Raw genomic sequence first — 14,369 nt, 5'->3', positions numbered from 1 at the left:
CAGGACCGCATCATGCCGCACCCAGCCGCCACGCCCGCCAGCCATCCGCCCGTCAAAAACGGCAAGGTCGGCGTGCTGCTCGTCAATCTGGGCACGCCTGACGGCACCGACTACACCTCCATGCGCCGCTACCTGAAGGAGTTCCTGATGGACAGGCGGGTGATCGAATGGTCGCGTTTCGCCTGGTATCCGATCCTCTTCGGCATCGTGCTCAACACCCGCCCCGGCAAGGTCGGCAAGGCCTATGAGACGATCTGGAACAAGGAGAAGAACGAGAGCTATCTGCGCACCTATACGCGCAGCCAGGCCGAGCTGATGGCGAAATCCTTCACCGATCAGACCGAGGTCGTCATCGACTGGGCCATGCGCTACGGCCAGCCCTCCATCGCGTCGCGCATGGATTACCTCCAAAAGCAGGGCTGCGACCGCATTCTCGTCTTCCCGCTCTATCCACAATATGCCGCGGCAACCACAGCGACCGTCAACGACAAGGCCTTCGAGACGCTGCTCAAGCTGCGCTGGCAGCCCGCACTTCGCACGGTGCCGCCCTATCACGACGACCCGGCCTATATCGATGCGCTGGCCGTCTCGATCGAGAAGCACCTGGCGACGCTCGACTGGGAACCGGAAAAGGTGCTGACCTCCTTCCACGGTATTCCGAAAAGCTATTTCGAAAAGGGCGACCCCTACTATTGCCAGTGCCAGAAGACCGCGCGCCTGCTGCGCGAGCGTCTCGGCTGGTCGGAAGACAAGCTGATGATCACCTTCCAGTCCCGTTTCGGGCCAGAAGAATGGCTGCAGCCCTACACCGACAAGACGGTGGAAAAGCTGGCGCAGGAGGGTGTTAAGCGCATCGCCGTCATCAATCCCGGCTTCGTCTCCGATTGCCTGGAAACGCTGGAAGAGATCGCCGAGCAGGCGGCCGAAAGCTTCCACCACAATGGCGGCGAGAAATTCACCCACATCCCCTGTCTCAACGATTCGCCCGAAGGCATGGCCGTGTTGGAGAAGGTCGTGCGGCGTGAACTCGCCGGCTGGATCTGAGCACCGATAAATCTTCCACCCGTCCAAATAGACTGGCGCCGCGGCGCGTATTCCTTAAAGTGGCGCCGCGCGGCCTGCAAAGCGCGCGCGTGCTTTGGATTATTGAATTTACGCATGTCGTTCCCGCGAAACCGCTGAACACGGTGCGCGATATGCTTTGGGGAGAACACCATGGATTTGGCAGGATTGGATATCGTCGTCATCGCCCTCGTGGTCCTGGTCATCCTGATCCTGTTTGCCGGGATCAAGACGATCCCGCAGGGCTACCAGTACACGGTGGAACGCTTCGGCCGCTATACGCGCACGCTTGAGCCCGGCCTCAACCTGATCATCCCTTTCATCGACCGCATCGGCGCGAAGATGAACGTGATGGAGCAGGTGCTCGACATCCCGACGCAGGAGGTCATCACCCGCGACAATGCGAGCGTCTCTGCCGATGGCGTCGCCTTCTACCAGATCCTCAATCCCGCCCAGGCCGCCTATCAGGTCGCCAATCTGCAAAACGCCATCCTCAACCTCACCATGACCAACATCCGCTCGGTCATGGGCTCGATGGACCTGGACGAGCTGCTCTCCAACCGCGACGTCATCAACGACAAGCTGTTGCGCGTCGTCGACGAGGCGGCCAATCCCTGGGGCATCAAGATCACCCGCGTCGAGATCAAGGACATCGCGCCGCCGAAGGATCTCGTCGATTCGATGGGCCGGCAGATGAAGGCCGAGCGTGAAAAGCGCGCCCAGGTTCTGGAAGCCGAGGGTGCCCGTAACGCGCAGATCCTGCGTGCCGAGGGTGCGAAACAGTCCGCGATCCTCGAAGCCGAAGGCCAGCGCGAAGCCGCCTTCCGCGACGCCGAGGCCCGCGAACGCCTGGCGGAAGCCGAAGCCAAGGCGACCAAGGTTGTGTCGGAGGCCATCGCCGCCGGCAGCGTGCAGGCGATCAACTACTTCGTCGCGCAGAAATATACCGAAGCCATGGCCGCGATCGGCAAGGCGCCGAATTCCAAGATCGTGCTGATGCCGATGGAGGCCTCCGCGCTCGTCGGCTCGCTCGGCGGCATCGGCGCCATCGCCCGCGAAGTGTTCGGCGACGGCGGCCCGGCGCAGGGTGCGGTCACGCCGCGCACGCGCCAGACGACGACGACCCCGGCAACGACCACCACCGCCTCGACGCCCACCTTCCGCAACCCGTTCGACCCGACGTCGCAGGGAGGCTGAGCATGATCGAGCGCGTCGTCACGGAACTCGGCCCCTGGGCCTGGTGGGTGCTGGGCATCGTTCTGCTGATTCTCGAAGTGCTGATGCCCGGCGTCTTCCTCGTCTGGATCGGCATTGCGGCCATCATCACCGGCGCCCTTTCGCTCGCCCTGTGGGAAACCGCGTTCTGGACATGGCACGCGCAATGGCTGGTCTTTGCGGTGCTGTCGCTCATCGCGGCGATCATCGGCCGGCGCATCGTCAGCAGCCACGGACAGACCTCCGACCAGCCGCACCTCAACCAGCGCGGCCACAGCCTCATCGGCCGCACGGCGACGCTGGAACAGCCGATCGCGGAAGGCCGCGGCCGCATTCGTCTCGACGATACGATGTGGAACGTTCAGGGACCGGACCTGCCGGTCGGCACCCGCGTGCGCGTCACGACCAGCAGCGGCGGCAATCTGACGGTCGAAGCTATCTAGTCAAACAAAACCCCCGCATTTCCAGGAAATGCGGGGGTTTTGGCTTGTACCTGTGGACGTCCGGATCAGGCGACGCCGATCCTGAGCAGATCGTGGAAATGCACGACGCCGACGGGGCGGAAAGTCTCGTCGGTGACGATCAGCGCGGAAATATTGTACTGGTTGAGCAGGCCGAGCGCCGCGGTCGCGAGCGTCGTCGGCTTCACGGTCTTCGGCGCGCGCGTCATGATCTCGTTGACGCTGAGTTCGGCGAGGTTGCGCGAAAGATTGCGCGCGATGTCGCCATCCGTGACGATGCCGACGAGGATGCCCTCGTCATTGATGACGCCGACGCAGCCGTAACGCTTCTGCGAGAGCAGCAGCACGGCATCGGGCATCGAGGTGCCGAGCGCCACGAGCGGCATGTTCTCGCCGCTGTGCATGATATCGCCGACATGGGAAAGGCTCGCGCCGAGCTTGCCGCCGGGATGGAAGGTCTTGAAATCGGTCGCGGTGAAGCCGCGCGCTTCGAGCAGGGCCACAGCGAGCGCATCGCCAAGGGCGAGCTGCATCAGCGTCGAGGTGGTGGGTGCGAGACCGTGCGGGCAGGCTTCCTGCTCCTTCGGCAGCAGCAGCACCGTATCCGCCTCGCGGGCAAGTGCGGAGCGTTCGCCGGAGGTGATGGCAATCAGCGGGATCGAGAAGCGGCGGGAATAGGAGACGATGCCCTGCAATTCGGCGGTTTCGCCGCTCCAGGACATGGCGAGGATGACGTCGTCGCGGGCGATCATGCCGAGGTCGCCATGGGTGGCCTCGACGGGATGCACGAAGAAGGACGGCGTGCCGGTGGAGGCGAGCGTCGCGGCGATCTTCACGCCGATATGGCCGGACTTGCCGACGCCGGTGACGATGACGCGGCCGCTGATGTCGCCGATGAGGCGCACGGCCTCGCAGAACGCGTCGTAGAGCCGACCTTCGAGGGCCGCCGAGAGAGCGGTGAGACCAGCTTTTTCCGTTTCAACGGTGCGGAGTGCGGAGGCGATAGCGCCGTCGCTGTCAACTTGTGCCTGTCTTTTGATCATGCGCCTCGTTAGCGCTTTTGTAAGAAACTGTCCATGCACGAATGACAGCAGATTGTTACGGCGAGTGATTCCGCCCGAAAGCAACCAAGCGTTAACCACAACGGTTTACGTTCGCTTAGGAAATTGAAAGAATCGCAGGCCCAATCATGCCAGAGGCAAACGGAATGGATCGCGGGGCAACGTCGCCCCGCCTGTCACGGCGTCTGGCCGGGCTGCTGCTCGCCGGCACCGTCCTTGCCGCCATTCCCGCCTTTGCCCAGCAGCAATTGCCTGCCGAAACGACGACGTTCCAGCAGCCGCTCAATCCCCTCGTCGACGATCCTGACGCCGATCCCGACGCGGACCCGGCCGATGCGGCGACGACAGCCACCACGACAACGACGACCCAGCCCGCTTTGACCGACGACCAGGCCGGTGCGCTGGCCGAGGCCGCGGACGAGACCGGCGCCATCCGGCGCACCGCCCGCGAAGGCGAACGCCTGAACGCGCGGGAAGGCAACGTCGACAATGTGACGAGCGAATTCGGCGACCCCTATGAGCCGACCGGCATCCGCCTCGGCGCCTTCGTACTGAAGCCCTCGCTGTCGCAGGGCATCGGCTACGAGAAGACCAAGACGGGCTCCTCCTCTGAGAGCCGCAGTTTCTCCGAAACCGGCTTCCGCGGCTCGCTCGTCTCCGACTGGTCGCGCCATCAGCTCTCGATCGTCGCCGACGGTGTCTACCAGCGCAATCTCAGCGGCAGCGGCGAGACGGAGCCGGAATTCAACATCAACAGCGATCTTCGGCTCGACCTCAGCAACGACACGATCGCCAACCTGACCGCCGGCTACAATTTCGAGCGCGAAAACTCCAGCGATCCCAACGCCATCGACGGCGCCAGCGTGCAGTCCGGCGTGCACAATTTTACCGCCGGCGCGCGTGTGACCCGCGATTTCGGCGTGATCCGCGGCACGATCGCCACCGATATCGAACGCGAAATCTACGGCTCGGCGAAACTCGCAAACGGCGACAAGCTCAGCCTCTCCGATAGAAACTTCACCGAAGGCACGATCACGGGACGCGTCGGCTTTGAAGTCTCGCCGGCGCTGATCCCCTATCTCGAAGCTTCCGTCGGCCGGTCGATCTACGATCACAAACGCGATTCGCTGGGCTACGAGCGCTCCGCCGCCACACTTGGCGCGCGCGCGGGCGTGGAAGTGGATCTCGGTGAAAAGCTGCGTGGCGAACTCGGCATCGGCTACCAGCGCTCCGCCTTCGACGACAAGCGCCTCAAGGCCATCGAGGCGGTGGCGATCGACGGCTCGATCTTCTGGTCGCCGCAGCGCGGCACGGACCTGAGGCTCGGCCTCAGCACGGAAATCGAGCCCTCGACCAGCGCCGGCCAGAGCGGCTATGTCGCCTATGAAACGACGGCGGAGCTGACGCACGAACTGCGCGAAAACCTCGTGGCGCGGCTGAGCGGCGCCTATACTTGGCGCAACTTCCCCTCTTCCGGCAGTTCCGACCAGAACGTCTACCTCGTCGGCACCGGTCTCACCTGGGACCTCAACCGCTGGCTGGCGCTCACAGGAGACGTCTCCTATGAGCTGACGACCCAGTCCGGCCCCGACACCGGCATCACACGTGCCGGTATCGGTCTCGTACTGCGGCGCTAAACCTTATTTCAGCTTGGCGACGAGCTCCCGCAGCGGCCCTTCGACGGAGGGACGAATGTCCGCACGCGCGAGCGCGAAAGCGATGTTCGCCAGGATGAAACCGTCCTTCGCGCCGCAGTCGTAGGTTTCCCCGCGGAAGTGATAGGCCGCGAACTTCTGATCGCCGGCGAGCTTCACCATGGCGTCGGTGAGCTGGATCTCGTTGCCCGCGCCGCGCTCCTGCGTGGAGAGGATCGGGAAGATTTCCGGCTGGAGGATATAGCGGCCGTTGATGAAGAAGTTGGAGGGCGCCGTGCCCTGCGGCGGCTTCTCGACCATCTTGGTGATGGCGAAACCGTCGCCGATCGTCTCTCCGACGCCGACGATGCCGTATTTGTGGGCCTGGTCCGGCGCGCATTCCTCGACCGCGATGATGTTCGCGCCGCTGTGCTCGAACAACTCCACCATGCCCTTCAGGCAGCCCTTCTCGCCCTTCATGATCATGTCGGGCAAGAGCAGCGCGAAAGGCTCGTTGCCGACGAGTTCGCGGGCGCACCAGACGGCGTGGCCGAGACCGAGCGGCTCCTGCTGGCGGGTGAAGCTCGTGGAGCCCGCGACCGGCAGGATGCTTTCGAGCAGCGTCAGCTCGGCCGTCTTGTTGCGCTGGCGCAGCGTCTGCTCCAGCTCGACCTGGATGTCGAAATAGTCCTCGATGACGGCCTTGGAGCGCCCGGTCACGAAGATCAGGTGCTCGATGCCGGCATCCAGCGCCTCGTCGACCACGTACTGGATCACCGGCTTGTCCACGACGGTCAGCATCTCCTTCGGCACGGCTTTCGTTGCCGGAAGGAAGCGGGTGCCGAGGCCCGCCACTGGAAACACTGCTTTGCGAACCTTACGTGTCTGAGACATTAATCACCTCGTTGAGCCCCTGCCCTCATGGCCAGGACATATCTGCGCCGAAATAGAGTCAAATTGCTATTTTTTTGCAAAGCACGACTTTTTTAGGAAAGAAGACGGGGGAAAAATTTGATGGTAAAGAATTTGTTGACTTCGTTTTTATAAGTTTTGCGAACAGCCGATGGTTCCCTGCCGTCGAACCGAAATTTGAAAACGGACATGATAGCCGATGACACAGAATCTGAAGACCGTTCTGCGCCGATCCGCGCTCACCTTCCTGCTCACGGCCGGGCTTTTCGCCCAGGCCACCGCCGCCCATGCGGATGCCCGCTTCCAGAAGTGGATCGCCGACTTCTACGCGACGGCATCCGAAGCCGGCATCAGCAAATCGACCTACCAGAAGGCGTTTTCCGGCGTCAAGACACCCGACCCGGCCGTCCTTGAAAAGGCCGCCTACCAGCCGGAATTCAAGCACAAGATCTGGGATTATCTCGATTCGCGCGTCAACCCGTACACGGTGCGCGTCGGCCAGGAGATGGCGGCGAAACACGGCCGCACGCTGGCCGCCCTCGAACGCCATTTCGGCGTCGACCGCAACATCCTGCTCGCCATCTGGTCGATGGAATCGAACTACGGCGCGGTGCTCGAAAAGGATGACCGGCTGCATTACGTGCCGCGCGCTCTGGCGACGCTCGCCTATGCCGACAAGAAGCGCGCGAAATTCGCACGCACGCAGCTCATTGCAGCGCTGAAGATCATCCAGCGCGGCGACATCGCCGCCGCCGACATGACCGGCTCCTGGGCCGGCGCCATGGGCCACACCCAGTTCATCCCGACGAGCTACCTGATCTATGCCGTCGATGCCGATGGCAACGGTCACCGCGACATCTGGAACTCGGTGCCGGACGCGCTGGCCACCGCCGCGAACCTGCTTGCCAAGAACGGCTGGCAGGCCGGCAAGACCTGGGGCTACGAAATCGTCGTGCCAACCGGCGGCAGCAAATATTCCGGCCAGACGAAGACGCTCGCCCAATGGGCGAAGCTCGGCTTCACGCGCCCGAACGGCTCCGGCTTCAAGAACGGTGCGGACCGCGCCGAGCTGAAGCTGCCGGCAAACGGCGGGCCGGGCTTCCTGATGACCAAGAATTTCTTCGTCATCAAGCGCTACAACGCGTCCGACTCCTACGCGATGGGCGTCGGCATGCTGGCCGACCAGCTTGCTGGTTATAGCGGCGTCAAGCAGCGCTGGCCGCGCCCGGAGGGCACGCTCGACATCACGGAGAAATTCGAGTTGCAGACGCGCCTGAAGGAACTCGGCTACTACGAGGGCGAGGTCGACGGCAACTTCGGTTCCGGCTCCAAGGCCGCGATCCAGGCCTTCCAGAACCGCATGGGCCTCTCCGCCGATGGCGAGCCAAGCCTGCAAGTGCTGAAGGCGCTGCGCCGCTAACGGCCGACTTGGACGACATCAGGGGCGCTTCGGCGCCCCTTTTTGTTGCCGGGCGCTTCCGCTTGCGCACTTCATTTGCCATCATGCCGCCACCGATATCCCGCAGGATCGCGGTCAAGACGGAGAGCCCATCGCGATGAGCATGACCACGACGTTCCGGATTGTGCGGCTCAGCCTCGCCTTTACCGTGGCAGCGAGCGTCGTCGTGACCGCCATCCCGGCCGGCGCGCAGGAGCGCCGCGAGCGCAAGACGATCCTGGAACTGCTGTTTGGCACGCCCAAGCGCAAGGAAGTCGTGCGCGAGCCGCAGGTCAAGAAACCGCGCACCGCCAACCGCAAGAAGAAACAGACGACCACCGTCGCCACCAAGCCGGAACCGGCCGCGATCGAAAAGCTGCCGGACGCCAAGGTGGTTCTCGTCGTCGGCGACTTCATCGCCGGCAGCCTGGGCGAAGGGCTGATCGCCGCCTTCGAGGCGACACCCGGCATCGTGGTGGAGCGCCGCACCAACGGGTCGTCCGGCATCGTGCGCGAGGACTATTACAACTGGCCGACCTCGCTGCCCACGCTGATCACGGAAACCAAGCCCGCCTTGATCGTCGTCAGCATGGGCGCCAACGACCGCCAGCAGATGACGGTCGGAGGGGAAAAGGAAAAGTTCCGCTCCGAGGCCTGGACGAAGGAATATGAAGCCCGCGTCGGGCGCCTCGCGACCCTCGCCCGCAATGGCGGCAAGCCGATGATGTGGATCGGCATGCCGGCCTTCCAGTCCTCCGCCATGACCGCCGACATGACGACGCTCAACAATATCTACCGCGCCGGCGTCGAGAAGGCAGGCGGCGAATTCGTCGATATCTGGGACGGTTTCGTCGACGAGAACGGCAAGTTCGTGATCTCCGGATCCGACATCAATGGCCAGCAGGTGCGCCTGCGTGGTTCTGATGGCATCAACTTCACCAAGGCCGGCAAGCGCAAGCTCGCCTTCTACGTGGAAAAGGAAATCCGCCGCGTGCTGGGTGATGCCGCCGCCGACGGCCCCGGCCTGCAAGGCGACCTGAAGGACCTCGTGGTGACGGCACCGGCCGAGGACACGGAAATCACCAAGACGCAGCCGATCAGCCTCGCCGACCCGGCGCTCGACGGCGGCACGGCGCTGCTCGGCGGCGCGGTCATCAAGGGCAACGGCAAGAGCCTGCGTGAAAAGCTGGTCGAAAAGGGCGAGATCGCCGATGCGCCACTCGGCCGCGTCGATGATTTTCGCGTGAACAAGGTCGCGACGCCCTAAGCGACGATCCGTGGCAGGGTGATGCGGGCGCAAAGTCCCGGCTGGCGGTTTTCCAGCGCGAAGCTGCCATTCGCCTCCTCGACGAAGCTCTCGACAATGGCGAGGCCAAGACCCGCGCCCTCGCTCGTCGTGTCGAGCCGGCTTCCGCGCTTCAGCACAAAATCGATCTCGCCTTCCGGAATGCCCGGCCCGTCGTCGGTGACCTCAATGATCGCATTGTGATCCTCCATGCGGGCAAAGATGCCGACGGTGGTCCTGGCATAACGCGCGGCATTTTCCGCAAGGCTGCCGAGGATTTCCGCGAGATCCTCCGGATCGATGCGCAGGATCAGCCCGGGCTCGATTTCCTGCTGCCAGTCGAGGTCGCGCCCTGCCGGCGTGCGCGAGACGACGCTGACGACCTGCGAGGCGACGCGACCAAGATCGCTGCGGCCGGCATGACCGCGTTCCGCCTGGCGCGCGCGGGCCATCTCATGGTCGACATGGCGGCGCATGCGCAGGATGATCGCCTCGATATCCTTGGCGACGCTCTCCTCCCCACGCTCGCGCAGGCGCAGCACGTCGCCGGAGAGGATTTGCAGCGGCGTCTTGAAACCATGCGCAAGGTCGGCCGCCCGCTCGCGCGCCTTGCGCAACTGGTTTTCGCGCGATTGCAGCAGGGCATCCACCTCGCCGGTCAAGGGCAGGACCTCATCGGGAAAATCATTGCCGAGCCGTTCGGCCTTGCCGGCCCGGATGGCGGACAGGCGTTCGGTCAGCGTCGCAAGCGGCCTGAGACCCACGAAGATCTGCACGAAGCTCGCGGCCAGCAGAAGGGCGGCAAGGGCCTGGAGATACGGCAGGAGATCGCCCTCGAACTCGTCCGTCGCGCGGGAAATATCGGTCCGGTCGATCGCCACCGCCACCCGCAACGGCCGTGCACCGGCGCGCTCGGGCGTCACCACCTCGCGCTCCACGAGAAGCAGCGGCACCGCGCCCGGTCCTGGAATGGTTGTCGTATGCACGCCACCGGCCGGGATATCCGGCAGCGTGAGAATATCGTCCCAGAGCGAGCGGGAGCGCAGGCGCTTGCCCTCGCCTTCGATCTGCCAGTAGAGGCCGGACAGCGGGCGTTCGAAGCGGGGATCGACCGGCGGCTTCACGAGATCGAGCGCCGTGCCCGGCTGTTCGGCAAGCCCGGCGATGATCTGGTTGAGATGCAGCGCCAGCTCGGCGGCGATGCGGCGCTCCACATGCCGCTCGAACAGGGTGGAAAGAACGAAGAACGCCGCCACGAGGGCGGCGATGATGGACGCAGCGCCCGCAAGCGCAAGGCGAAGGCGCAGCGAGCGGCGCGTCACGGCGCGCTCTCGCCCATATAGTAGCCGAAGCCGCGCCGCGTGCCGATGGCGACGGCCCCCAGTTTCTTGCGCAGCCGCGCGACCAGCGCCTCCAGCGCATTGGCATCGCGCGAATAGTCGTCGCCGTAGAGGTGCTCCTGCAATTCCGTCGGCGGTACGATTCGGTCGCGGTGATGGCCGAGATAGCTGACGAGGCGGTATTCCAGCGGCGTCAGCGATTGCGGCACGCCATTGACGCTGACGCGCATCGCGCGCGTATCGATCGTGACCGCGCCAATGGCGATGGTCGCCGCGCCATGGCCGACCGAGCGGCGGATGAGGGCGCGGGCGCGCGCAAGCAATTCCTCGAACTGGAAGGGTTTCGGCAGGTAGTCGTCGGCGCCGGCATCGATGCCCTCGACGCGTTCCGCCCAGCTTCCCCGCGCCGTCAGCACCAGCACCGGCATGTGCCGGCCGTTCGCCCGCCAGCGCTTCAGCAGCGACATGCCGTCCATGCTGGGCAGGCCGAGATCGAGGATGATGAGGTCATAATCCTCGGTATCGCCGAGGAACCAGGCGTCCTTGCCGTCAGAAGCCGTCTCGACGGAGTAACCCGCTCCGCTCAGGACGGTGGAGACATCGGCCGCAATGCGGGCATCGTCCTCAACGAGAAGCAGGCGCATCAGTCGGCATCGTCCTCTACGATCGCCATCGTCTTGGCATCGAGCTGAAGCTCGACGATCTGGCCGGACGGCTGGATGAATTCCAGCTCATATATATAGCGCCCGTCCTCGCGCTCAAGCTCGACTTCGATGAGGTCGCCCTGAACGTGCTTGCGCGCTTCCACGATGATCTGTTCGAGCGGGCGCACGAGGCCCTGTTCGAGCGCCCGGCGGGCTTCCTCGTGTTCCACCGCATCGTCGTCGTCATCCGCCTGCGCGCCCATGGGCGGCGCGATGGAGAGGGCGACGAACAAAGCGAGCGCCAGCGGAAAAGGGGTCAGGAGTTTCTTGATCATGCCCCTACCTATACGCGAGCCAAGCTGACAAATCGCTGACAGCGCCTGTCAGGCAAGCAACAGGCGGCCTGTGCGAATCCTCTCCTCAACAACGACAGGAAAGGACTTCGCAATGCGCACCATGACGACCGGCCTTCTCGCCGCAGGCCTCCTCGCCCTCGCCCTGCCCGCCCAGGCGGAAACCACCAAGGTTTCGCCCCGCAAGACCCTGGAGCAGGTCGCCAACGAACTCTCCGCCAAGGGCTACACGATCCGCGAGATCGAGATGGACGACGGCCACTTCGAGGCAAAGATCGTCGATGCCAAGAACGTGGTCAGCGAAGCCAAGATCGACAGCTACACCGGCGAGATCCTGCGCCTGGAACGCGAAGACTGATCCTCCCCCAACCTCTCCCCTGAAGACCCTATCAAAAAAGGACATTTCCCATGGTAAAGATCACCGGCACTTCCAAGGCCAACACGCTCAAGGGCCAGTCGACTTCTGACGACATCTACGGCTATGCCGGCAACGACAAGCTCTTCGGCTACGGCGGCAACGACGACCTCGAAGGCGGCGCGGGCAACGACTGGCTGCAGGGCGGCACCGGCAATGACGAGCTGACCGGCGGCGCCGGCCGCGACACCTTCGTCTTTTCCAGCGGCCGCGACGAGATCGACGATTTTTCGAGCCGTGACGACACGATCGTCATCGACAGCGCGCTCGGTGTGAAGAATTTCACCGAGCTGAAGGCACTCGCCAAGTCCGTCGATGGCGGCGAGGACCTGCGCTTCGACTTCGGCAATGGCAACACGCTGACGCTGGACGACACCAAGCTTTCGAGCCTGAAGGCCAGCGACTTCTCCTTCAAATCCGTGAACACCGACGAGCCGAAGGACCCGCTGTCGGGCGATGACGTGCTGAACGGCACCAGCAAGGCCGACAAGCTCTCCGGCGGCGCCGGCAATGACAAGATTTCCGGCTTCAGCGGCAACGACAAGCTTTCGGGCGATGCCGGCAACGACAGGCTCTATGGCGGCAACGGCCATGACGACCTGGAGGGCGGCGCCGGAAACGACATCCTCTCGGGTGGCGCGGGCAATGACGACCTCGAAGGCGGTTCCGGCAATGATCGCCTGAACGGCGGCGCCGGCAACAACGAGCTGGAAGGCGGCGCCGGCCGTGACACCTTCGTCTTCACCACGGGCAAGACGGAAATCGAGGACTTCCGCGCCGATTTCGACACGATCGAGATCGCCAAGAGCCTCGGCGTCTCGAGCTTCGCCGACCTCACCGACATCGCCCGCACCGCCGATGGCGGCAAGGACGTGGTGTTCGATTTCGGCCAGAGCGAACTTCGCATCGAAGACACCAAGCTTGCCGATCTCTCGGCGTCGGACTTCCTCTTCGTCTGAGAACCCAACAGTCAGCAAAAAGGGCGCGCCGGTTTCCCGGCGCGCCCTTTCGTCGTTTCAAAAACCTCAGCGCGGCAGCGTGGTCGAGCCCATCAGCGATTCGTCGATCGCACGCGCCGCCTGGCGGCCTTCGCGGATCGCCCAGACGACGAGCGACTGGCCGCGGCGCACGTCGCCGGCAGTCCACAGCTTGTCGACCGAGGTCTTGTAGTCGCGTTCGTTGGCAATCACGTTAGACGAACCGCGCTTGTCGGTGTTGATCGCGAGCTTGTCGCCGAGATCCTTCAGGACACTGTCCGTGAAGGGACCGCGGAAGCCGATGGCGATGAAAGCGAGGTCGGCCTTGATGATGAACTCCGTGCCGGCGATCGGCTTGCGGCGATCGTCCACCTGGCAGCACTTCACACCGGTCAGAACGCCATCCTCGTCGCCGACGAATTCGAGCGTGCCGACCTGGAACTCGCGCACCGCGCCTTCGGCCTGCGAGGAGGAGGTGCGCATCTTCGTCGCCCAGAAGGGCCAGACGGCGAGCTTGTCTTCCTTTTCCGGCGGCTGCGGGCGGATGTCGAGCTGCGTGACCTTGACGGCGCCCTGGCGGAAGGCCGTGCCGACACAGTCGGACGCCGTATCGCCACCGCCGACGACGACGATGTGCTTGCCGCCGGCGAGGATCGGCTCGGACGGCCAGCCGACGCTGTCGATGTTCTCGCGGCCGACGCGGCGGTTCTGCTGCACGAGATAGGGCATGGCATCATGCACGCCGGTGAACTCGACGCCCGGAATGCCGGCATCGCGCGGCGTCTCGGAGCCGCCGCAATAGAGCACGGCATCATGCTCGGCGAGCATTTCTTCCATTGGCTTGTCGACGCCGACATTGACGCCGTAATGGAAGGTCACGCCCTCGCCGCGCATCTGGTCGACGCGGCGGTCGATGAAGTTCTTCTCCATCTTGAAGTCCGGAATGCCATAGCGCAGCAGGCCGCCGGCCTTGGATTCGCGCTCATAGAGGTGGACTTCGTGGCCGGCGCGGGCGAGCTGCTGGGCAGCCGCCATGCCGGAGGGGCCGGAGCCGATGACGGCGACCTTCTTGCCGGTCTTCACCGTTGCCGGCTGCGGCACGATATAGCCCATCTCATAGGCCTTGTCGGCAATCGCCTGCTCGACGGTCTTGATGGAGACCGGCGCGTCTTCCAGGTTCAGCGTGCAGGCTTCCTCGCAGGGTGCGGGGCAGACGCGGCCGGTGAATTCCGGGAAATTGTTGGTCGAATGCAGGTTGCGGATCGCCTCTTCCCAGTTGCCATTATAGACGAGGTCGTTCCAATCCGGGATCTGGTTGTGCACCGGACAGCCGGTCGGGCCGTGGCAATAGGGAATGCCGCAGTCCATGCAGCGCGCGGCCTGCTTCTGGACCTCGGGGTCCGACATGGGAATGGTGAATTCGCGAAAATGGCGGATGCGGTCGGAGGCCGGCTGGTACTTTGCTACCTGCCGATCGATCTCCATGAAACCTGTAACCTTGCCCATCGTATTTTCCTGATCTCAAGCGTGTTCAACGAGCGCCTTCCGGGCGCGTGAAAAACCCTCCGGGAC

Annotated in this window: 14 protein-coding genes; 8 read left to right on the top strand and 6 right to left on the bottom strand. The window is 64.1% G+C overall.

The window, feature by feature from the left end; genetic code table 11:
- The first annotated feature begins 12 nt into the window (after positions 1-12).
- The 3 genes from hemH (at position 13) to AC1Q6Z_RS01930 (ending at position 2,720) form a co-directional block, all read left to right on the top strand.
- Positions 13-1,044 (top strand): ferrochelatase, encoded by a 1,032-nt coding sequence (gene hemH / locus AC1Q6Z_RS01940; protein WP_492646559.1) that lies wholly within the window; start codon positions 13-15, stop codon positions 1,042-1,044.
- Positions 1,045-1,215: 171 nt separating this feature from the next.
- On the top strand, positions 1,216-2,259 hold the full coding sequence (locus AC1Q6Z_RS01935; protein ID WP_492646558.1) for an SPFH domain-containing protein: 1,044 nt from the start codon (positions 1,216-1,218) through the stop codon (positions 2,257-2,259).
- A 2-nt stretch (positions 2,260-2,261) separates the two neighbouring features.
- On the top strand, positions 2,262-2,720 hold the full coding sequence (locus AC1Q6Z_RS01930; protein WP_492646557.1) for an NfeD family protein: 459 nt from the start codon (positions 2,262-2,264) through the stop codon (positions 2,718-2,720).
- Between the two features lie 65 nt (positions 2,721-2,785).
- Here AC1Q6Z_RS01930 and AC1Q6Z_RS01925 read toward each other — a convergent pair whose 3' ends face one another.
- Positions 2,786-3,781 (bottom strand): KpsF/GutQ family sugar-phosphate isomerase, encoded by a 996-nt coding sequence (locus AC1Q6Z_RS01925; protein ID WP_256120940.1) that lies wholly within the window; start codon positions 3,779-3,781, stop codon positions 2,786-2,788.
- 164 nt (positions 3,782-3,945) lie between these two features.
- Here AC1Q6Z_RS01925 and AC1Q6Z_RS01920 point away from each other — a divergent pair, with 164 nt between their 5' ends.
- On the top strand, positions 3,946-5,436 hold the full coding sequence (locus AC1Q6Z_RS01920; protein WP_492646556.1) for an outer membrane beta-barrel protein: 1,491 nt from the start codon (positions 3,946-3,948) through the stop codon (positions 5,434-5,436).
- 3 nt (positions 5,437-5,439) lie between these two features.
- Here AC1Q6Z_RS01920 and galU read toward each other — a convergent pair whose 3' ends face one another.
- Positions 5,440-6,327 (bottom strand): UTP--glucose-1-phosphate uridylyltransferase GalU, encoded by an 888-nt coding sequence (gene galU / locus AC1Q6Z_RS01915; protein WP_492646555.1) that lies wholly within the window; start codon positions 6,325-6,327, stop codon positions 5,440-5,442.
- Between the two features lie 217 nt (positions 6,328-6,544).
- On the opposite strand from galU, the gene AC1Q6Z_RS01910 reads away from it, so the two are divergent.
- Together AC1Q6Z_RS01910 and AC1Q6Z_RS01905 are read left to right on the top strand one after the other, a co-directional pair.
- The gene (locus AC1Q6Z_RS01910) at positions 6,545-7,765 is read left to right on the top strand and encodes a lytic murein transglycosylase (RefSeq protein ID WP_256120937.1); all 1,221 of its coding nucleotides are present in this window, start codon (positions 6,545-6,547) and stop codon (positions 7,763-7,765) included.
- Positions 7,766-7,901: 136 nt separating this feature from the next.
- A complete protein-coding gene (locus AC1Q6Z_RS01905) occupies positions 7,902-9,050 on the top strand; it encodes an SGNH/GDSL hydrolase family protein (protein WP_435266219.1) in 1,149 nt (382 codons plus the stop codon).
- Here AC1Q6Z_RS01905 and AC1Q6Z_RS01900 read toward each other — a convergent pair.
- From AC1Q6Z_RS01900 to AC1Q6Z_RS01890, 3 genes are read right to left on the bottom strand one after another with little or no spacing between them, the layout of a single operon-like run.
- Positions 9,047-10,390 carry a sensor histidine kinase gene (locus AC1Q6Z_RS01900; protein WP_492646554.1) on the bottom strand — a complete coding sequence of 448 codons (1,344 nt, stop codon included), beginning with the start codon at positions 10,388-10,390 and terminating at the stop codon, positions 9,047-9,049. The two genes, AC1Q6Z_RS01905 and AC1Q6Z_RS01900, sit on opposite strands and share 4 nt — an antisense overlap.
- Positions 10,387-11,052, bottom strand: a complete 666-nt coding sequence (locus tag AC1Q6Z_RS01895; RefSeq protein ID WP_256120934.1) for a response regulator transcription factor — start codon at positions 11,050-11,052, stop codon at positions 10,387-10,389. The genes AC1Q6Z_RS01900 and AC1Q6Z_RS01895 overlap by 4 nt, the downstream gene beginning before the upstream one ends.
- Positions 11,052-11,387, bottom strand: coding sequence for a PepSY domain-containing protein (locus AC1Q6Z_RS01890; protein WP_439623994.1), 336 nt, complete (start codon positions 11,385-11,387; stop codon positions 11,052-11,054). The genes AC1Q6Z_RS01895 and AC1Q6Z_RS01890 overlap by 1 nt, the downstream gene beginning before the upstream one ends.
- 112 nt (positions 11,388-11,499) lie before the next feature.
- Between AC1Q6Z_RS01890 and AC1Q6Z_RS01885 the strand changes: the two genes are divergently transcribed.
- Positions 11,500-11,763 (top strand): PepSY domain-containing protein, encoded by a 264-nt coding sequence (locus tag AC1Q6Z_RS01885; RefSeq protein ID WP_256120932.1) that lies wholly within the window; start codon positions 11,500-11,502, stop codon positions 11,761-11,763.
- A 50-nt stretch (positions 11,764-11,813) separates the two neighbouring features.
- Positions 11,814-12,779: a calcium-binding protein gene (locus AC1Q6Z_RS01880; protein ID WP_492646553.1), complete on the top strand. Its 966-nt coding sequence runs from the start codon at positions 11,814-11,816 to the stop codon at positions 12,777-12,779.
- Positions 12,780-12,845: 66 nt separating this feature from the next.
- On the opposite strand, the gene AC1Q6Z_RS01875 is transcribed toward AC1Q6Z_RS01880, so the two are convergent.
- Positions 12,846-14,303 (bottom strand): glutamate synthase subunit beta, encoded by a 1,458-nt coding sequence (locus tag AC1Q6Z_RS01875; RefSeq protein ID WP_256120930.1) that lies wholly within the window; start codon positions 14,301-14,303, stop codon positions 12,846-12,848.
- Positions 14,304-14,369: the final 66 nt, after the last annotated feature.

It is taken from the genome of Shinella sp. GW835-FHT14H05, from assembly GCF_058793575.1.
Note: the sequence above shows the minus strand (reverse complement) of the source record. Positions and strands in the feature narration are given on the sequence as shown.